General features: G+C 61.8%; 17 protein-coding genes and 1 riboswitch. Of the genes, 6 read left to right on the top strand and 11 right to left on the bottom strand.

Annotated elements, in window-relative coordinates; translation table 11 throughout:
- Positions 1 to 173: 173 nt before the first annotated feature.
- The 4 genes from AD662_RS02715 to AD662_RS02700 all read right to left on the bottom strand — a co-directional run bounded on the left by AD662_RS02715 (position 174) and on the right by AD662_RS02700 (position 2,991).
- Entirely contained in the window at positions 174 to 533 is a 360-nt protein-coding gene (locus AD662_RS02715) for a DUF6124 family protein (protein WP_018614138.1), read from the bottom strand.
- A 482-nt stretch (positions 534 to 1,015) separates the two neighbouring features.
- Positions 1,016 to 1,831: a 3',5'-cyclic-AMP phosphodiesterase gene (gene cpdA / locus AD662_RS02710; protein WP_018614137.1), complete on the bottom strand. Its 816-nt coding sequence runs from the start codon at positions 1,829 to 1,831 to the stop codon at positions 1,016 to 1,018.
- Between the two features lie 99 nt (positions 1,832 to 1,930).
- Positions 1,931 to 2,383, bottom strand: coding sequence for a DUF1249 domain-containing protein (locus AD662_RS02705; RefSeq protein ID WP_003186471.1), 453 nt, complete (start codon positions 2,381 to 2,383; stop codon positions 1,931 to 1,933).
- Complete coding sequence (locus AD662_RS02700) at positions 2,374 to 2,991, bottom strand: NUDIX domain-containing protein (RefSeq protein WP_018614135.1); 618 nt, start codon at positions 2,989 to 2,991, stop codon at positions 2,374 to 2,376. The genes AD662_RS02705 and AD662_RS02700 overlap by 10 nt, the downstream gene beginning before the upstream one ends.
- Positions 2,992 to 3,205: 214 nt before the next feature.
- Here AD662_RS02700 and AD662_RS02695 point away from each other — a divergent pair, with 214 nt between their 5' ends.
- Positions 3,206 to 3,952 carry a DUF3298 domain-containing protein gene (locus AD662_RS02695; RefSeq protein WP_018614134.1) on the top strand — a complete coding sequence of 249 codons (747 nt, stop codon included), beginning with the start codon at positions 3,206 to 3,208 and terminating at the stop codon, positions 3,950 to 3,952.
- Here AD662_RS02695 and cytX read toward each other — a convergent pair.
- Together cytX and thiC are read right to left on the bottom strand one after the other, a co-directional pair.
- The gene (gene cytX / locus AD662_RS02690) at positions 3,921 to 5,213 is read right to left on the bottom strand and encodes a putative hydroxymethylpyrimidine transporter CytX (RefSeq protein ID WP_053185321.1); all 1,293 of its coding nucleotides are present in this window, start codon (positions 5,211 to 5,213) and stop codon (positions 3,921 to 3,923) included. The genes AD662_RS02695 and cytX overlap by 32 nt on opposite strands.
- 176 nt (positions 5,214 to 5,389) lie before the next feature.
- The gene (thiC, locus tag AD662_RS02685) at positions 5,390 to 7,279 is read right to left on the bottom strand and encodes a phosphomethylpyrimidine synthase ThiC (protein WP_014336271.1); all 1,890 of its coding nucleotides are present in this window, start codon (positions 7,277 to 7,279) and stop codon (positions 5,390 to 5,392) included.
- A 161-nt stretch (positions 7,280 to 7,440) separates the two neighbouring features.
- Positions 7,441 to 7,546, bottom strand: a riboswitch (TPP riboswitch).
- A gap of 156 nt (positions 7,547 to 7,702) precedes the next feature.
- Between thiC and AD662_RS02680 the strand changes: the two genes are divergently transcribed.
- Positions 7,703 to 9,142, top strand: a complete 1,440-nt coding sequence (locus AD662_RS02680; RefSeq protein WP_018614131.1) for a TolC family outer membrane protein — start codon at positions 7,703 to 7,705, stop codon at positions 9,140 to 9,142.
- A 174-nt stretch (positions 9,143 to 9,316) separates the two neighbouring features.
- Here the strand turns inward: AD662_RS02680 and waaA are convergent, their stop codons facing one another.
- Positions 9,317 to 10,591 carry a lipid IV(A) 3-deoxy-D-manno-octulosonic acid transferase gene (gene waaA / locus AD662_RS02675; protein WP_053177875.1) on the bottom strand — a complete coding sequence of 425 codons (1,275 nt, stop codon included), beginning with the start codon at positions 10,589 to 10,591 and terminating at the stop codon, positions 9,317 to 9,319.
- Positions 10,592 to 10,613: 22 nt separating this feature from the next.
- The gene (locus tag AD662_RS02670) at positions 10,614 to 11,504 is read right to left on the bottom strand and encodes a LysR family transcriptional regulator (protein ID WP_018614128.1); all 891 of its coding nucleotides are present in this window, start codon (positions 11,502 to 11,504) and stop codon (positions 10,614 to 10,616) included.
- A 103-nt stretch (positions 11,505 to 11,607) separates the two neighbouring features.
- On the opposite strand from AD662_RS02670, the gene AD662_RS02665 reads away from it, so the two are divergent.
- From AD662_RS02665 to AD662_RS02650, 4 genes are all read left to right on the top strand, one after another.
- On the top strand, positions 11,608 to 11,940 hold the full coding sequence (locus tag AD662_RS02665; protein ID WP_014336267.1) for a DMT family transporter: 333 nt from the start codon (positions 11,608 to 11,610) through the stop codon (positions 11,938 to 11,940).
- A 208-nt stretch (positions 11,941 to 12,148) separates the two neighbouring features.
- Positions 12,149 to 13,324, top strand: coding sequence for an NAD(P)/FAD-dependent oxidoreductase (locus AD662_RS02660; RefSeq protein ID WP_018614124.1), 1,176 nt, complete (start codon positions 12,149 to 12,151; stop codon positions 13,322 to 13,324).
- On the top strand, positions 13,321 to 14,133 hold the full coding sequence (locus AD662_RS02655) for an aldo/keto reductase (protein WP_018614122.1): 813 nt from the start codon (positions 13,321 to 13,323) through the stop codon (positions 14,131 to 14,133). Before AD662_RS02660 ends, AD662_RS02655 begins: the two co-directional genes overlap by 4 nt.
- A 33-nt stretch (positions 14,134 to 14,166) precedes the next feature.
- Entirely contained in the window at positions 14,167 to 15,132 is a 966-nt protein-coding gene (locus tag AD662_RS02650; protein ID WP_024617999.1) for a hypothetical protein, read from the top strand.
- Position 15,133: 1 nt separating this feature from the next.
- Here AD662_RS02650 and AD662_RS02645 read toward each other — a convergent pair whose 3' ends face one another.
- The 3 genes from AD662_RS02645 to cysC form a co-directional block, all read right to left on the bottom strand.
- Entirely contained in the window at positions 15,134 to 15,940 is an 807-nt protein-coding gene (locus AD662_RS02645; RefSeq protein ID WP_018614118.1) for a hypothetical protein, read from the bottom strand.
- 212 nt (positions 15,941 to 16,152) lie between these two features.
- The gene (gene hldE, locus AD662_RS02640) at positions 16,153 to 17,574 is read right to left on the bottom strand and encodes a bifunctional D-glycero-beta-D-manno-heptose-7-phosphate kinase/D-glycero-beta-D-manno-heptose 1-phosphate adenylyltransferase HldE (RefSeq protein WP_018614115.1); all 1,422 of its coding nucleotides are present in this window, start codon (positions 17,572 to 17,574) and stop codon (positions 16,153 to 16,155) included.
- A gap of 103 nt (positions 17,575 to 17,677) precedes the next feature.
- Complete coding sequence (gene cysC, locus AD662_RS02635) at positions 17,678 to 18,286, bottom strand: adenylyl-sulfate kinase (RefSeq protein ID WP_018614113.1); 609 nt, start codon at positions 18,284 to 18,286, stop codon at positions 17,678 to 17,680.
- Between the last annotated feature and the right edge of the window lie 44 nt (positions 18,287 to 18,330).

Genomic DNA, 18,330 nt, shown 5'->3' with positions numbered 1-18,330 from the left:
GATTGTGGGAGCGGGCTTGCTCGCGAAGACGAAGGCACATTCAGCATTAATGCAAGCAGACCCACCGCTATCGCGAGCAAGCTCAGCTCCCACAGGGATCGGCGGTGGGCATTGATCCCGCACCCACCACCACTCCCTCTGTGGGAGCCTTCTCGCTTCTGCTCGCGGTGTGGTCAGGGTTGTGTGTTGACGTTGTCCAGCATCCGATTCGCCAATAAAGCGCCCAGCTCGATCAGTTGCTGAATGCCAAGGGCAACATGGCGTCGCGAGCCTTTCAGGTCGAAGGCAAGGTCGCTGACCATGGCATCGGCTGAGGCCAGGGTTTCGCTGAGGTTGGCCAGCAGGCTTTCGGTGTCGACGCCGTCCACGACGGTGAACAGTTGACCTGAGGGCTTTTTCTTTTTGGCTTGAGGTTTGGGATCAAGATAATGGTCGATGGCTCGCTTGGCGGCTTCATCGAGTATCGGGGGAATCTGGCTGGCTTCGGGAGAAATGGAATCTTTTTTTGTTGGCCCAGAGTTATCTTCAGACATGTTGGCGCTCCACTAGGATTGAAATAACGCCCTCCTACTTTCGGGTTTCCAGGCCCGGCCGCTGAACTTTCAGCGACGGGAAAAGGTTAGCGACAGCCCTTCCCACCCAGTAACCGCCAGAGCTCGTCGGAAAAATCTGCTTGAACCAGGAAGGATGTCCGACCATTCCCACAAACCCTGGTCGGCTGTCAGCCGCCATCGCGAGCAAGCTCGCTCCCACACAGGTTTTTGGTCGTTTATAAGATCAGCGTCCACCGCCGATCTCTGTGGGAGCAAAGCTTGCTCGCGATGGCGGTGGGTCTGCTTGCATCCATGCTGAATGTAGCGCCGTCTTCGCGAGCAAGCCCGCTCCCACAATTGGATCGGGGTATGACCGGAGAATCAGGTCGGCTATCAGGCCGCCTCGCGAGCAAGCTTTGCTCCCACAGATCTGAAAGATGTACAACCGGGAGAGACAGGCCAGCTGTCAGGCCGCCTCGTCCTCAGTACCCGTTGGAGCCATAGTCCGGGGTAAACGCAAACCCAACCACCCGCTCAACCCCCGTCTCCAATCGCCCATCCGGCAACAACCGCAACCACCGATACCCCGGCGCCTGCGAGCCCACCGCAAAATCCTCACTCCCAGGCTCAAACTGAATACAGGTCGAAGGTGAAGCCAACAAACGAACCCCCTCGCGCACCCGATCAACCTCCTGATGCACATGCCCCCACAACACCGCCCGCACCTGGGGAAACCGATCCAACACCGCAAACAGCGCCTCAGGATTACGCAACCCAATCGGCTCCATCCACACACACCCAATCGAAACAGGATGATGATGCAGACACACCAAGTGATGCCGCTCCGGCGCCTCACTCAAGGCATTGGCCAACAGAATCAACTGCTCCTCGGCCAAAAAACCCGGCACCGAACCAGGCACGGCAGAATCGAGCATCGTCACGCGCCAATTGCCAATGTCCACCACCGGATCGAGCAACCTGCTCTTGACCGTCGCCTTGAGCATCACCTGCGGCTCATCATGGTTACCGGGAATCCACCGCGCCGGCGCATCGATTCGCGCAGTCAATTGCCGAAACGCCTCGTAGGACTCCAGCGTACCGTCCTGGGACAGGTCCCCGGTGGCGAGCATCAGGTCAATGTCCGGCTGCTGCTTGAGCACCAAATCAATGACCGCCCGCAAACTGTCACGGGTATTCATGCCCAGCAACGAGGCATCGGCCTCGGCGAACAAATGGCTGTCAGACAGTTGGACCAGCAACGCCGCATCGGCAGTGGTCAAGCTGGATACGCTCGGCAAATCGCTCTCTCCCAGGCGCAGTCACGCCGTTGCATGAAGCCGCAATTATGCTGGGGGACGATCGAAAGGGGAAACCCGCGAACCGGAACCGGTTCACAACTACCGAACGACTTCGAACTCGTGGCCCAGCGCCAGGCAATGACTCAGCCACTCGCCCAGGAACAGGTTCAACTGGGCTTTTTCATCCGGCTGGTGCATCGAGGCATTGGGGTAAGGATAGATGCCACGAAAGCGTCGTGCATGTTCGGCACTGACAACTTCGGCCATGCGCGCATCGTGATAGACCTGGACCTCCAGTTGCGGCACCGGCAACCAAGGCAGGCTGTGCTCCTGACGCACTTGCAACGTGGTGGTGTAGGGACAGGTCTGCAGCACTTCCAGGGCCAGCACGCCCAGCATCTGGTCGCCGTGGGTCACGGCGATGCGCCGAGGCGCCGGGTCGTTGCGCATGTCCGGCAACAAGCGCATCAGGCGAGCGTAATTGGCCTCGCAGGCGGCCTGCAACCCCACCAGATCGACGCGATAGCGGTCGCGCAGCTTGTTCAGGACCATAGCCCCCTCACTTCATCGCGATTCAAGGCCAGCCATTGCAAGGCAATGATGCTGGCCGCGTTGCAGATACGCCCGTCGCGCACAGCTTGCAAGGCATCTTCGTAGGCCCAGACCTTCACCCGAATGTCCTCGGCTTCCTCCAGAAGGCCATGCAGGCCGCCTGCCCCCGTGCTGTCGCAACGCCCCAGGTACAAATGTACGAATTCATTGCTGCCGCCCGGCGATGGAAAATATTTGGTCATCGGCCAAAGCGCAGCGAACACAAGCCCAGCTTCCTCCTGCGCTTCGCGATGAGCAACTTCTTCCGGTTGCTCGTCCTTGTCGATCAGGCCGGCCACCAGTTCCACCAGCCAGGGGTTGGTGGTCTTGCCGATGGCGCCCACGCGAAACTGCTCGATCAACACCACTTCATCGCGCTGCGGGTCGTAGGGCAATACGCACACGGCGTCATGACGCACGAACAACTCACGGCTGATCTCACGGCTCATGCCACCGGCAAACAACTCGTGGCGCAAGACAAGGCGGTCGAGCTTATAGAAACCCTTGAAGCAGGTTTCACGCTTGACGATGTCCACGGTGTTCGGTGTGGCGTTGGCGAAATCGGTCATGACAATCCTCGTGTGCAGTCGATCAATACGAGGTTCCAACCTCGGCTTCGCGCCATCCTAACGCGCCCGTACCCTTTGATGCAGCCCCTTTCCACTCATCGGGATGGACGGCAGAAGGTGAAAGAACTCTAATGAGCTTAGTGGCGAACTGATTGTCCTGCTGGCAGTCGAAGCGGGTAACTTTTCGCCTTTCCCTGTTCCATGAAGGACGCCCATGTCGCTTTTCAAAACTGCCTCCGTGGCCGCCATTGCCCTGACCCTGGGCGCTTGCCAAAGCCTGTTCCAACCCAATTATCGCGCACCGCTGGAAACCACCCGCGATGCGTCGGAACAGCTGCAACAAGGTTGCGCCAGTGCCGACTGCCCATTGGTGAACATCGATACCCTGCACTTTCCCACCGAGCCAGCTCTGGACGGCATCGTTGAAAAGCGCCTGCTGCAAATGACCCGCACCACCCCGGACGCCCCGGCGGCGCCGACGCTTGCCGCCTATCGCGAGCAGTTCCTGCGCAACGCCGCCCCCCGCAACAGCAGCTATTTGCAGGCCAAGGTACGTGAGCAACATGACGGCCTGGTGATCATCGAGTTGTCCAGCTACCTGGACACCGGCGGCGCCCACGGCACGCCGGGTCGCGGCTTCATCAACTATTCGCGCCAGCAACACAAGGTGCTGACGCTGTCGGACATGCTGCTGCCGGGCCAGGAAGAAGCGTTCTGGAAAGCCGCCCAGGTCGCCCACAACAGTTGGCTGATCAGCACCAAGCTGGATCAGGAACCCGAGTTCCTGAAACAGTGGTCCTTCCAGAAAACCCCACACGTGGCGCTGACCTACGGCGGGGTGATCCTCAAGTACGAAGTGAGCACCATCGCGCCGTACGCCCTGGGCCACATCGAATTGAAGATCGCTTACCCACGCCTCAATGGCATCCTCAAGCCCGAGCTGTTCCCCGGCCGTAGCTGAAAGCCCGGCCCAGCAACAGTTGCAGCAACCCTGCCAGAATCAGCGACGGCAGGGTTGCGCCGATGTCCGGGTAGAGGTTGGCCAGCAAGTGATAAGTGCTCACCCCACCCAACCAGGCCAACAGGGCCGGCCAGCGCAACGCGGCTGATACCACTTGGCTGCTGCGCTTGCGCAGGATGAAGTGGTCCACCAGCACCACGCCGAACAGCGGTGCAAACACCGAGCCGATCAGCAACAGGAAGTTCTGGTATTGCGCCAACGGCGCGAAGCAGGCGATCAAGGTGCAGAGCACGCCAATCGCCAAGGCCAGGTGTTCGACCTTCAGCCCCGACAACATGCCACTGGAGACCGCCGCCGAGTGAATGTCGGCGAAGGCGTTTTCCGACTCATCCAGCAGAATCAGCAGCAGCGGAATGCCCAACCCGGCGCCAGCCAAGGCCAGTAGCAACGCGTTGACTTCACCGCTCGGCGCGAACGCCAGGGTGTAGGCCACGCCCAGGCTCATCAGCCAGACGTTACCGATGAAGAAGCCCACGGCAGTGCCGCCGAAGACGTTCTTGGCGCGCTTGCCGAAACGCGAATAGTCGGCAATCAGCGGCAACCACGACAGCGGCATCGCAATGGCGATGTCAAACCCCACCGCCAACGGCATAGAACCATCGCCTGCCTCGGCCCACAGCGCAACCAGATCAGCCTTGGCGAACAGGTTCCAGGTCAACCAGATGCAAGCCGCCAATAGCAACCAGATGCCCCACTTGCGCAGGACCTTGCGCACGAACGTCAGCGGCCCGCTCACGGCGAGCAGTGTCGCCAGGGCGCCGAAGAACAGCGTCCACAGCAGTGGGTTGGAGCCCAGGCTGCCTTCGCTGAAGGCTCGGGCACCGAGCAGGCTGGCGGCATCACGCATGACGATGATTTCGAACGAACCCCAGCCGATCAACTGCAGCAGATTCAACACCGCCGGCACGCTCGCGCCCTTGCCGCCGAGGCTGAGCTTGAGGGCGGCCATGGCCGACAGGCCGGTGTCACTGCCGATCACCCCGACGGCGGCCAGCAGCAGAACGCCCACCAGCGTGCCGAAAAAAATCGCCAGCAACGAACCACTGAGACCCAGGCCCGGCGCGAGCAAGGCACCGACCTGCAAGACCATCAGGCCGATGCCCAGGGAGAACCACAGGGAAAACAGATCGCGGGCGCCGAAGACGCGTTTGTCCAGGGAGACGGCGGTGTCTGGGGAGTAGGTGCTGGGTTGGATGTTCAAGGGTCGTTGTCTCAGAGGGATATTTGTTGTTCTGATGATCGCAATCGCGAGCAGGCTCGCTCCCACAGGGGATTTGCGGTGGACACAAGATTTGTGAACGACCGAGATCCACTGTGGGAGCGAGCCTGCTCGCGAAGGCGGCAGTGAGGACACCGCCACCCTCAGCTCAGCCCAAATCAGACTTTCTTGTAAAGCTGACTACCTTCCTTCTTGAACCGCTCAGCCTGCTCCGCCAAGCCCTGGGCAACATCGACATCCACCGCTTCAATGCGTTGGTTGGCCGCGTACTCGCGCACTTCCTGGGTGATTTTCATCGAGCAGAATTTCGGCCCGCACATCGAGCAGAAATGCGCCACCTTGGCCGAGTCCTTCGGCAGGGTTTCGTCGTGGTACGAGCGGGCGGTGTCCGGGTCCAGGCCGAGGTTGAACTGGTCTTCCCAACGGAACTCGAAACGCGCCTTGCTCAAGGCGTTGTCACGGATCTGCGCGCCCGGGTGACCCTTGGCAAGGTCGGCGGCGTGCGCGGCGATCTTGTAGGTGATGATCCCGGTCTTCACGTCATCCTTGTTCGGCAAGCCCAGGTGTTCCTTCGGCGTCACGTAGCAGAGCATGGCGCAACCGAACCAGCCGATCATCGCCGCACCGATACCGGAGGTGATGTGGTCGTAGCCCGGCGCGATGTCGGTGGTCAGTGGGCCGAGGGTGTAGAACGGCGCCTCGTCGCAGCACTCGAGCTGCTTGTCCATGTTCTCTTTGATCAACTGCATCGGCACGTGGCCGGGGCCTTCGATCATGCATTGCACGTCGTGCTTCCAGGCGATCTTGGTCAGCTCGCCGAGGGTTTCCAGCTCACCGAACTGCGCTTCGTCGTTGGCGTCGGCAATCGAGCCCGGACGCAGGCCATCGCCCAGCGAGAAGCTGACGTCGTAGGCCTTCATGATTTCGCAGATGTCTTCGAAGTGGGTGTAGAGGAAGTTCTCTTTGTGGTGCGCCAGGCACCACTTGGCCATGATCGAACCGCCACGGCTGACGATACCGGTGACGCGCTTGGCGGTCATCGGCACATAGCGCAGCAACACGCCGGCGTGGATGGTGAAGTAGTCGACGCCCTGCTCGGCCTGTTCGATCAGCGTGTCGCGGAACAGCTCCCAGGTCAGGTCTTCAGCCACGCCGCCGACTTTTTCCAGGGCCTGGTAGATCGGCACGGTGCCGATCGGCACTGGCGAGTTGCGGATGATCCACTCGCGGGTTTCATGGATGTGCTTGCCGGTGGACAGGTCCATGACCGTGTCCGAACCCCAGCGGATGCCCCAGGTCAGCTTCGCCACTTCTTCTTCGATGGACGAACCCAGCGCACTGTTGCCGATGTTGCCGTTGATCTTCACCAGGAAGTTACGGCCGATGATCATCGGTTCCAGTTCGGTGTGGTTGATGTTGGCCGGGATGATCGCGCGGCCACGGGCGATTTCGTCACGCACGAATTCCGGGGTGATGACTTTCGGCACGCTGGCGCCGAAGCTGTGGCCGGCGTGTTGCTGGTCCAGCAGGCCGGCGGCGCGGGCGACTTCCAGCTTCATGTTTTCGCGGATGGCAACGTATTCCATCTCGGCGGTGATGATGCCTTTGCGCGCGTAGTGCATCTGGCTGACGTTGGCACCCGGCTTGGCGCGACGTGGGTTGTTCACGTGAGCAAAGCGCAGCTTGGTCAGCTCGGGATCAGCCAGGCGTTCCTGGCCGAAGTTGGAGCTCAGGCCGGCAAGACGCTCGGTGTCGCCACGGGCTTCGATCCACGAAGAGCGCACGTCGGCCAGGCCCTGGCGCACGTCGATGATCACGTTCGGGTCGGTGTACGGGCCCGAAGTGTCATACACCACGACCGGCGCGTTGATTTCGCCGCCGAAGTCGGTCGGGGTTACATCGAGGCTGATTTCGCGCATGGGCACGCGGATATCCGGGCGGCTGCCCTGGACATAGATTTTTTGCGAGCGGGTAAAGGGCTGAACCGATTGCTCATCGACCTTGGCCGAATCACTGAGGTTGATCGCGTTTTTTGATTTTGTCGTCATCACGGGCTCTCCAGACACACATCCAGGCAGTGGATTTTTGTCGGAGCGAACCTGTAACGAATGGACGCGTCCCTGCACGAAAATGCGGACGCTGTGCTTGCTGCTCGAGTGCGTTCGATGGTCGAACGACATCCCGGACGAAGCACAAGAGGACTCGCCGGGTGACGAGAAATCTTGTTCCCTACGCAGGCGCTAACCTGATCAGGTTCAACGGGATCCGAAATTATTCGATCTCAGCCTCATAGCAAGGCACCCCGACAAGAACCCGGCCAGTCTAGACACAACCACGAGAGAACGCCATCGCCAGGGCAAAAGGCGTGATGAATGGCGCATATACAGGATTGTTGCCACGCCCGGGCGCAACTACACTCGCTACGCCGCGCGCCACTTATGCGCACTCATTTGCGAACTAGGGATAGCCTCATGCTGCGCAAACTTTCACTGGCCCTGGCCGTGTCTTGTGCGTCCAACGCAATGGCCTGGGCCGCCGAAGCGCCCTTGACCACCAAAACCGATCTGGTGAGCGTGTATCAGGAAGCGGTGGACAACAACGCCGACCTGGCCGCTGCCCGCGCCCAGTATGGCGCCCAGAAGGAAGTGGTGCCCCAGGCTCGCGCCGGGTTGTTGCCCAACCTTTCGGCCGGCGCCGATCTGAACAACACGCGTACCGAGCTTGACCAGCCGGCGATGACCGCCAACCGCAGTTCCACGGTTTACCAGGCGACACTGTCCCAGCCGATTTTCCGCGCCGACCGCTGGTTCCAGCTCCAGGCGGCAAAGTCCGTCGACGAACAAGCGTCGCTGCAACTGTCAGCCACTGAACAGAACATGATCCTGCAAAGCGCCGAGAGCTACTTCAACGTGCTGCGCAGCCAGGACAACCTGGCCTCGACCAAGGCCGAGGAAGCCGCGTTCAAGCGCCAGCTCGACCAGTCCAACGAACGCTTCGACGTAGGCCTGTCGGACAAGACCGACGTGCTGCAATCCCAGGCCAGCTACGACACAGCACGGGCCAACCGGATCCTCGCCCAGCGCCAGGTCGAAGACGCCTTCGAAGCCTTGATCACCCTGACCAACCGCCAGTACAACGCGCTCCAGGGCATCGTCCACACCTTGCCGATCCTGCCGCCGACGCCGAACGATGCCAAAGCCTGGGTCGACACGGCGGCCAAGCAGAACCTGAACCTGCTGGCCAGCAACTACGCCGTCGATGCCGCCGAGGACACCCTGCGCCAACGCAAGGCTGGCCATGCACCGACCCTCGACGCGATAGCCCAGTATAGAAAAGGCGACAACGACGGCCTCGGCTTCACCAACCCGAGCCCCACCGGTCAGCGTTATGGCGGCGATGCCGAGCAACGCACCATCGGCCTGCAACTGAGCATCCCGATCTACAGCGGCGGGCTGACCAGCTCCCAGGTGCGCGAGTCCTACTCGCAGCTCACTCAGACCGAACAGCAACGCGAAGGCCTGCGCCGGCAGGTGGTGGAAAACACCCGTAACCTGCACCGCGCGGTAAACACCGACGTGGAGCAGGTCCAGGCCCGGCGCCAGTCGATCATCTCCAACCAGAGCGCGGTGGAAGCCACGGAAATCGGCTACCAGGTGGGCACTCGCAACATCGTCGATGTGCTCGATGCCCAGCGTCAGCTGTACACCTCGGTGCGCAACTACAACAACGCCCGCTACGACTACATTCTCGACAACCTGCGCCTCAAGCAGGCGGCCGGGACGTTGAGCCCGGCGGACCTGCAAGACCTGTCACGCTACCTCAAGCCCGACTACAACCCCGACCGCGACTTCCTGCCGCCGGACCTGGCCCAGGCCGCAGCGGAGCAATTGCGCTCGCGGCCGGCGCAATAACCTCACCGAGGGAAGGCTTGTCCAGCCCCCCTGTGGGAGCAAAGCTGGTGTGGGAGCAAGGCTTGCCCGCGATGAATACAGCGCGGTCTCTCTGGAACCGAGGCGCTTGTATCGCGAGCAAGCTTTGCTCCCACAGGAGGTTGTGGAAAAACCTTCCCTCGCCTCCCTAGAGACTCAGCCGAGCAACCGCCCCAACCCCTCCAGCAAGCGCTGCAACGCGCCCTGATTGGTGCGCATCACCGCAAGCCCCGCCTCGGCCATGCGCTGGGCATCGCGGGGCAGTTCGAACAGGCGCTGTACCGCCAGGGCCAGGCTTTCGGCATCGTCCACTTCCGTCAGCGCACCAGCAGCGCGCAGTTGCGCGGCGATTTCGAGGAAGTTGAACAGGTGCGGCCCACTGAGCACCGGTTTCGCCAGCGCCGCCGGCTCGAGCAGGTTGTGTCCACCGTTGGGCACCAGGCTGCCACCGACAAACGCACTGTCGGCCAACGCGTAGAGAAACAGCAGTTCGCCCATGGTATCGCCGAGCAACACCGACGTCTGGGCGGTGACCGCTTGCCCACTGGAGCGCCGCACCGTGACCAGGCCTTCGTTTTCACACAACTGGTGCACGGAGTCGAAACGCTCAGGATGACGCGGCACCAGAATCAGCAACGCATCGGGGTAGCTGTCGAGCAACCGACGGTGGGCGGCCAACACCACTTCGTCCTCGCCCTCATGGGTACTGGCGGCGATCCACACCGGGCGCTCGGTAGCCTGCCACTGGCGACGCAAGGCACTGGCGTCTTCGAGCAGTTGCGGGTCGATGGTCAGGTCGAACTTGATCGAGCCGGTGACCTCGACGGTTTCCGCCCGGGCGCCCAGCTGGCGAAAACGCTCGGCTTCGGCTTCGGTCTGCACGGCGAACAGGCTCATCTCGGCGAGCATCGGCCGGGTGAGCTTGGGAAAACGCCCATAGCCCCGTGCCGAACGCTCCGACAGCCGCGCGTTAGCCAAAGCAACGGGAATACCACGCTTGGCACACTGGTGAATGTGGTTGGGCCACAGCTCGGTTTCCATGATCACCGCCAGGGACGGGCGAACCCGGTCGAGAAAACGCTTGGCGGCGCAGGGCAAGTCGTAAGGCAGATAGCAATGCTGGATGCGCGGCTCGCCGGAGAACAACGCGCGGATCCGCTCCGAACCGGTGGGCGTCATGCAGGTGACGGTGATCGGCAGCTGTGGATAACGTTGCAGCAAGGCGCGGATCATCGGCGCGGCGGCGATGCTCTCGCCCACCGACACCGAGTGGACCCAGATGCCCCCCGGCACCATGACCGGCAGCCCCCAGGAAAACCGCTCGCCGATGCGCCGGGCATAAGCCGGCGCCTTGCGGGCCCGCAACCACAGCCGAATCGCTACCAGTGGCAGCCCCAAGTAAAACAACGCGCTATAGAGAGTTCTGTTCATGGCGGCGGAGTTTATCGGTTTTTCAGCCAATCGCCTGCAACTGCACGGCAAAACGTTCCGCCAGCCAACGGGCGGCCGGACCCAGGGGTTCGTCGCGGCGCCAGACCAGTTCCACCACCAGGGCCGGCGGGGTCCATTCGCTGCTGAGCTCGACCATGTCGCCCAGGTACGCCGGGTATTGCACCACATGCCGAGGCAGCCAGGCCCAGCCCAGGCCACTCCTCAGCCATTCGGCCAGTACATAGAAACTGTCAGCCCGCCAAACTTGCGGGCTGGCCTGCTCACTGCCGGGATAGACACTGGACTGGGTGGCCATCAACAACTGGCGGTGCCGGGCCATTTCCCGGCAGGTCACATAGTCATGGTTCGCCAGCGGGTGCCCCCTGCCACACACCGTGACCATCTCGACGCTGCCCAGCACCCGGCGCTCCAGCGCCTCGGGGATCTGGTCGTGATAGAACAGCAAGCCGAGGTCGGCGCGGCGCTCCACCAGTTTGCGCGCCACATCGCCTTGGGCGGCGCTGGCCAGTTGCACTTCGAGGGTGGGGAATTGCTCGGCCAGGGCCGCCAGGCTGTCGATGACCGGTTGATAAGGCATGGCTTCGTCCTGGGCCAGGCGCAGCGACGCTTCCTGCCCGCGCATCAGGGCCAGGGCCCGGCCATTGAGGCGCTCGCACTGACGCAGCACTTCCCGGGCCTCTTCAAGCAAGGCTTCTCCCGCGTCGGTGAGCCTGGGCTGCCGGCCGCTGCTGCGCTCGAACAGGCTCACCCCCAAGTCGTCCTCCAGCAAGGCAATCGCGCTGCTGATGGCCGATTGGGCCTTGCGCTGATCCCGAGCCACGGCCGAAAACGAACGTTTCTCGGCGACCCCGACAAACAGCCGCAATTGCTCCAGGTTCCACTGAACGTTCATGGCTCAACCTATCTTAATTACAGATAGGTAATGACTTTACCGCATCTGACCTATCTCTAGAATGGCCCCATCGAAAGACGCAACCGTCGAAGAGGAACCGCCCATGAACGCCTACTACTACCTGGCCATCGCCATCTGCGCCGAAGTCATCGCCACCGTTTCGATGAAAGCGATCAAGGGCCTGAGCACACCTCTGCCTTTGCTGCTGGTCGTCGTCGGCTACGGCACCGCCTTCTGGATGCTGACGCTGGTGGTGCGCACCGTACCGGTGGGCGTGGCCTATGCGGTCTGGGCCGGGCTGGGGATTGTGATGGTCAGCGTGGCGGCGCTGTTTATCTATGGGCAGAAACTGGACGTGCCGGCGATGCTGGGGATGGCGTTGATTGTGTTGGGGGTGGTGGTGATCCAGCTGTTTTCCAAGACTGCTGGCCACTGAAAACACGGATTAAAAGGACTGAAAACACATGTTCGGCAAGGGGGAATCTGTGGGAGCAAGGCTTGCCCTCGATGAAAACGACGCGGTCTCTCTGGAACCGAGGCGCCCGTATCGCGAGCAAGCTTTGCTCCCACAGGTTGACCGCCAACAAATTCCCTCTGCATCGAGTCTGTATACTGCGCCCTCGTCTTGAACACTGAGGTCGCTCATGTCATCCGTTATTTCCACCGACATTCTGATTGTCGGCGCAGGCGTCGCCGGTCTCTGGCTGAATGCACGCCTGCGTCGCCAGGGTTTTTCGACCGTGCTGGTGGAAAGCGCCAGCCTCGGCGGCGGGCAGAGTGTCAAATCCCAGGGCATTATCCATGGTGGCGCCAAGTACGCCCTGCACGGCGCCCTGACCGGTGCCTCGGAAGCCATCGCCGACATGCCGCGTCGCTGGCGCGAAGCCCTGAAAGGTGAAGGTGAGCTGGACCTGTCCGGCGTGCGCATGCTGTCCGATGCCCATTACCTCTGGTCCCCCGGCACCCTGGCCGGCAACCTCACCAGTTTCTTTGCCAGCAAGGCCGTGCGCGGGCGGGTCGATCAGGTCAAGGGCGACCAGTTGCCGCCGGCCCTGCAAGACAAGCGCTTCAAGGGCAAGGTCTATCGCCTGGCCGAGCTGGTGGTGGACGTGCCGAGCGTGATCGCGCGCCTGGCGGAACTGGCCGGCGACAGCTTGTTGGCCGGGCAACACATCGAACCGCTGCGCGAAGGGGGCGAGCTGATCGGACTCAAGGTCGATGGCCGCGAGATTCGCGCGCAACGCATTGTCCTCAGCGCCGGGGGCGGCACCGCCGACCTGCTCAACGCCTTGGGCCTGGACCAGCCAGCCATGCAGCGCCGGCCGCTGCACATGGTCCTGGTCAAGGGCCCCAGCCTCAAGCCGCTCTACGCCCATTGCCTGGGCGGTGGACCGAAGCCGCGCGTCACCGTGACCACTCATCCGGCGGCCGATGGCCAATGGGTCTGGTACGTGGGTGGTGATCTGGCCGAAGGCGATGGCGTGACCCGCGAGCCGGCCGCGCAGATCGCCGCCGCCCAGAAAGAACTCGGCCAATTGTTGCCTTGGGTTGACCTGAGCACCGCGCAATGGGCCACGCTGCGGGTTGACCGCGCCGAACCGTTGCAGTCGGGCCTGACCCGTCCGGACAACGCCTTCCTCGCCGAGCAGGATCGACTGCTGGTGGGTTGGCCAACCAAACTGGCCCTGGCCCCGGACTTCGCTGATCGGGTGGTCAATGTCCTGCAACGCGATGGCATCCAGCCAAGCCACCCGGCCCCACTGCCGGACCTGCCGAAGCCGCCGATGGGCGTGCCTGCCTGGGAGCAACTGCTGCCATGAGCCAACCGACCCTGCATGACCTCTATCGCCCCCTGGGCCATGACGGCCCGCGCGTCTCCCCCCTGGGCCTGGGCACCGTCAAGCTCGGTCGCGACCAAGGCGTCAAATACCCCAACGGCTTTCGGATCCCCGATGACGACGAAGCGCGCATGTTGCTCAAACTGGCGCGCGACCTGGGTATCAACCTGATCGACACCGCGCCGGCCTATGGTCGCAGCGAAGAGCGCCTCGGCCCGCTGCTGCGCGGCCAACGCCAGGACTGGGTGATTGTCAGCAAGGTCGGCGAAGAGTTCAGCGACGGCCAGTCACGCCATGACTTCAGTGCCGCCCATACCCGATTTTCGGTGGAGCGCAGCCTCAAGCGCCTGGAAACCGACTATATCGACCTGGTCCTGGTGCATTCGGATGGCAACGACCTGGCGATCCTCAACGACAGCGAGGTCTACCCGACCCTGGCGGCGCTCAAGCGCGAGGGCAAGATCGGCGGCTTCGGTTTTTCCGGCAAGACCGTCGACGGCGGCTTGAAGGCCTTGGAGCAAGGCGATTGCGCGATGGTCACCTACAATCTGAACGAACGAAACGAAAAGGCTGTCATTGACTACGCCAGCGAACACGGCAAAGCGATCCTGGTGAAAAAGGCCCTGGCCAGCGGCCACGTCTGCCTGAGCCCCGGGGTAGACCCGGTTCGCGCCAGCTTCGAACTGTTGTTTGAGCATCCTGGGGTCGCCAGTGCTATTGTCGGCACCATCAATCCGCTGCACCTCGCCCATAACGTCGCGACCGTCGCCACGGTCCTGCGTAAACACTGACGCCGCCCACGCGGCCTGAAGGAAGGAGCCGACATGCCGCGTACGCTCATCAGAAAGAACCCGAGTAACTTCAAGACCCTGCCCCTGTTCGTCGAAGCGACCCCCGAAGGCCTGACTTACCAGAGCGTCGGGATGCCGCTGAATTTCGCCCAGACCTTGCAGCGTCGCCGTCCTGTCGCGGTGGCCGATGCCGAGCGCTTTTCCCTGGAGTTGGCGAACCTGGGCGTCTCGGTGCGCCTGACCCTGCATTGGCAGAACCGCGATTATTGGGTGCTAGTGCGCCAGCGTCGACAGGATCGCGGCGATGTGGTGCTCAAGCTGATATCCGGCTACGTCCCGGCCCACGAACTGAACCTGCCGCTGCTCACCGCCATCAGCGAAATTGCCGAGGAATGCCTGCTGGAAACCCCAGAAGGCTGGCTTGGCGGGCGCTTCAACGACACCTGGCTGCCAGCCCCCTACGCCACGGCCCTGCATTACCGCGAAGCCTTGCCGTTCCGGCTGACGCCACTGTCGGGCTCGGCACGCCCGGTGCGCAGCGCCAACCTGCAACTGATCGAGCGACCACGGGCCTACGTGCACCTGCCGACGGCATCGCTGCAACTGATCTATGACTTGCGCCTGGATGTGCCCAAGGAAGCCAAGTCCCTGAGTTTGTTTCACGTCGATGAGCGACTGGAAGGTGACCTGTTGGTGGCGCGCCTGGACCGCAAGCGGCCCGACCTGTACCTGATGCCGCTGCAGGATGGGCAGCCCTTGCCCGAGCTGTACACCCTGAAAAAGGATCAGTTGTACCCAGCCAGCACCCGGGGGCTGTACCTGGCGGAGAGTTTCGCCAGCCAAGAGGGCTGGGTGGTGCGCGACGAACGCATCCGCTGGAAAGATTGGCTTGTCAAACAGGGCCTGAAGGCTCCGGCCCCACATCGCCAAGGCCTCAAAGGCTTGCACAAGAAAGCCATGGGCTTGATGCGCATGGTTCGTGGGACGCTACACAAGTAGGTCAGGTGGAGGAGCGCCTATCGAGGTAGGTCCGCCACCGCGCGAAGAGACGAAAATAACGATTCTCGCGTTTGCCCATGCCGCGCTTGGAAGAGAACGACTCTTCAGCGAAATTGCCATTAATCCGTACGCGAGATGCCGTGGTCGGCAGGGTGAAGACTTTGATATGCGCCTGCTGCAGCGCAAATTTGAGTAACCGTTCGGAATGCAGCTTCCTGCCGGTTACCTCGCAGAAATCGAAAATACGCTCGATACGCGAGCCATAGGCACGGTAGGCGTCACGCCCGCAGATCGCAAATCGGTCGTTCAAACCGTTCCACCATTGCCAGTCCGGAATATAGGCATTCAACCTGCGAGCTTCGGGACGAGCAAACACATAGCTGGGAAGCGTCGTGTGAAAGAAAATGTCGGGCCGAACGAACACGACGAAGTCTGGATCAAATGGCTCCATCATAGCCGTGACACTGTTCAGGGAGTTGAGCTGATAGATCAGGTTTCTGAGCGACGCATGCTGATCCCCCCATGTATCACCAAACGCCTTGACCCTCTCGAAGTCCCAGCGCTCCAGAACCCCCTCAATGGAATCGAGTCGACCGGTCATTGTGGTGAAGGGTGAATAGTTGTCCGCATCCAGTTTGCCTTGTTCACCGGAACGCGGATTGTGAACTTCATCGATTTTGTACAAGTGGTAAAAGCACTGCACTTCGCTCCCGGCAGGGATTTGTGCAAGAACGTTTTTTTCAATGGACGGGAAACAGACTTCCGAATTCCTCGGGATACCAAAAAATGCCAGCGCAATTTTCAACACACGTCCCGCCCCTACCGTAATAAAACAATTCGCCCCAGCGATATCACGCCAGGTTGCCGGACCTCTTCAACGCGACTGTACGTTCACTACCGACAACATGACGCTCGTAAGCGGGTTACTGCCAAACGGGACTAAGCAATGCTCACGAGCGGGCCAGGCGACGGAAAGGCGCGTGCCATACCGCACCCTCCCAAAACCATCGGGTGAAGACATCACCGGCCACGAATCTTCTCGACGATGGCTGTCGTCGAGCTGTTTTCCACCAGTCCCAGCACTTTCACCGCGCCGCCATAGGCCGCAACGATATCGGCGCCCACAACTTGGTCGACGCCATAATCGCCGCCCTTGACCAGCACATCCGGCTTGACCTGGCGAAGCAGGTTTTCCGGCGTGCCCTCGCTGAAACTGATGACCCAATCCACCGCGCCAAGGCCGGCCAGGACCGCCATGCGTCGATCAACGCTGTTGATCGGCCGGCCCGGCCCTTTGAGGCGGCTCACCGATGCGTCGTCGTTGACTGCAACGATCAGGCGATCACCCTGGGCCCTGGCCTGCTCGAGGTAGGTCACATGGCCGGCATGGAGGATGTCGAAGCACCCATTGGTGAAGACGATTCTTTCGTTGTGGGCACGCGCGTCGTCGACGGCCAGCAGCAGTTGCTCCAGCCCCAGCACACCGCGCTCGGAACCCTCTTCGCGCTGAATGGCGCGACGCAGCTCCGGCGCACTGATCGCAGCAGTACCCAGCTTGCCGACGACAATGCCCGCCGCCAGGTTCGCCAGGGCGACCGCATGGGGGAGCTCTTCACCGGCGGCAATCGCTGCCGCCAGGGTGGAAATCACCGTGTCACCGGCACCCGTCACGTCGAACACTTCACGGGCACGGGCCGGCAGGTGCAAGGCCGGATGATCAGGACGCAGCAGGGTCATGCCGTGTTCACCGCGGGTCACCAGCAGCGCCCCGAGATCCAGGTCATGCATCAGCTGGGCGCCTTTACTCACCAGCTCGTGCTCATCGGCGCAACCGCCGACGATGGTTTCGAATTCGCTGAGGTTCGGGGTGATCAGGCTCGCGCCACGGTAGATGGAAAAGTCCTTGCCCTTGGGATCGGCCAGGACCGGAATGCCACGGGCACGGGCGGCCTGGATCAGCGCCTGGTGGTTTTTCAACGCACCTTTGCCGTAGTCCGACAACACCAGGACCTTGATGCCTTCGAGCAGGTTGTCGACCTCAGCACCGAGGGCCAAGGGATCGGTGGCGAAAGGTTCTTCGAAGTCGATGCGCAGCAGTTGCTGGTGACGGCTCATGACCCGCAGCTTGACGATAGTCGGCTGGTGCGCGATGCGCTGGAATATCGCCCGTACGCCAGCGCCCTTGAGGCTGTTGGTCAGGCTGTCGGCAGCCTCATCGTCGCCAGTCACGCCCACCAGGGAGGCCGGCGCGCCGAGGGCGGCGATGTTCAGGGCAACGTTGGCGGCACCACCGGGGCGATCCTCGATGTGCTCGACCTTGACCACCGGTACCGGGGCCTCAGGGGAAATCCGTGAGGTACCGCCATGCCAGTAGCGGTCGAGCATGACATCGCCGACCACCAATACAGGGGCTTGATCGAATCGCGGCATGGACAACTTCATGGAGCATCCCACATACAAAATGAACAGGGGCGCGATATTAGCACAGGGTTGAGGAAGGCTCTTCCATGGCTGTAACACGAAGCATTATCCGCAACCTTCATTATTATTTTTGCGCCAACGCAATCATGTGCTCACAGGCCTGGGCCAGCCCCACCTCGCTAGTATCGATTTCGCATTCGGCTGCAAGCGGCGGCTCGTAAGGGCTGTCGAGTCCGGTGAAATCCTTGATTCGTCCGGCGAGCGCTTCTCGGTACAAGCCTTTGGGATCGCGCTGGGCACAGACGTCGAAAGGCGTGCTGACATAAACTTCCACGAAAGCGCCCTTGGCAAAAAACCGCCGGGCGGCGTCCCGGTCGGCGCGAAAGGGAGAGATTGCCGCGACAATGACGATGAGCCCGGCTTCGACCATCAAACGTGCCACTTCGGCTATTCGCCGGACGTTCTCTCTTCGGGCCCCGGCGTCCATCCCCAAGTCACTGCACAACCCCTTGCGCAAGTTGTCGCCATCCAGCAGGGCCGTGTGTAGCCCTTGCTCGTGGAGCCGGACTTCCAAGGCATTGGCTAGCGTCGACTTGCCCGCCCCCGAAAGCCCGGTCAACCAGATACAGCGAGGCCGCTGATTCTTTATGGCTGCCCGACTCGCGGGGGAAAGTGATAGCGCATCAGAGCGCATCTGCGATTGCTGCGTTGCTCCCTTTGATGCCTCGTGCATATCGTGCATTCCATTGTCGTGTGCAGCAGAGCATAGCCTTCGGC

The organism is Pseudomonas kilonensis (genome assembly GCF_001269885.1).
Taxonomy (GTDB): Bacteria; Pseudomonadota; Gammaproteobacteria; order Pseudomonadales; family Pseudomonadaceae; genus Aquipseudomonas; species Aquipseudomonas kilonensis.
The sequence above is the reverse complement of the archived record's forward strand: the minus strand, read 5'-3'. Positions and strand labels throughout refer to the sequence as shown.

Excerpts from the sequence above, each read along its gene's own strand:
- hldE (WP_018614115.1), bottom strand. The coding sequence starts at position 17,574 with ATGAAGTTGTCCATGCCGCGATTCGATCAAGCCCCTGTATTGGTGGTC.
- cysC (WP_018614113.1), bottom strand. The coding sequence starts at position 18,286 with ATGCACGAGGCATCAAAGGGAGCAACGCAGCAATCGCAGATGCGCTCT.
- AD662_RS02655 (WP_018614122.1), top strand. The coding sequence starts at position 13,321 with ATGAGCCAACCGACCCTGCATGACCTCTATCGCCCCCTGGGCCATGAC.
- AD662_RS02670 (WP_018614128.1), bottom strand. The coding sequence starts at position 11,504 with ATGAACGTTCAGTGGAACCTGGAGCAATTGCGGCTGTTTGTCGGGGTC.
- AD662_RS02680 (WP_018614131.1), top strand. The coding sequence starts at position 7,703 with ATGCTGCGCAAACTTTCACTGGCCCTGGCCGTGTCTTGTGCGTCCAAC.
- AD662_RS02715 (WP_018614138.1), bottom strand. The coding sequence starts at position 533 with ATGTCTGAAGATAACTCTGGGCCAACAAAAAAAGATTCCATTTCTCCC.
- AD662_RS02705 (WP_003186471.1), bottom strand. The coding sequence starts at position 2,383 with ATGGTCCTGAACAAGCTGCGCGACCGCTATCGCGTCGATCTGGTGGGG.
- thiC (WP_014336271.1), bottom strand. The coding sequence starts at position 7,279 with ATGACGACAAAATCAAAAAACGCGATCAACCTCAGTGATTCGGCCAAG.
- AD662_RS02695 (WP_018614134.1), top strand. The coding sequence starts at position 3,206 with ATGTCGCTTTTCAAAACTGCCTCCGTGGCCGCCATTGCCCTGACCCTG.
- AD662_RS02700 (WP_018614135.1), bottom strand. The coding sequence starts at position 2,991 with ATGACCGATTTCGCCAACGCCACACCGAACACCGTGGACATCGTCAAG.
- waaA (WP_053177875.1), bottom strand. The coding sequence starts at position 10,591 with ATGAACAGAACTCTCTATAGCGCGTTGTTTTACTTGGGGCTGCCACTG.
- AD662_RS02650 (WP_024617999.1), top strand. The coding sequence starts at position 14,167 with ATGCCGCGTACGCTCATCAGAAAGAACCCGAGTAACTTCAAGACCCTG.
- AD662_RS02665 (WP_014336267.1), top strand. The coding sequence starts at position 11,608 with ATGAACGCCTACTACTACCTGGCCATCGCCATCTGCGCCGAAGTCATC.
- AD662_RS02660 (WP_018614124.1), top strand. The coding sequence starts at position 12,149 with ATGTCATCCGTTATTTCCACCGACATTCTGATTGTCGGCGCAGGCGTC.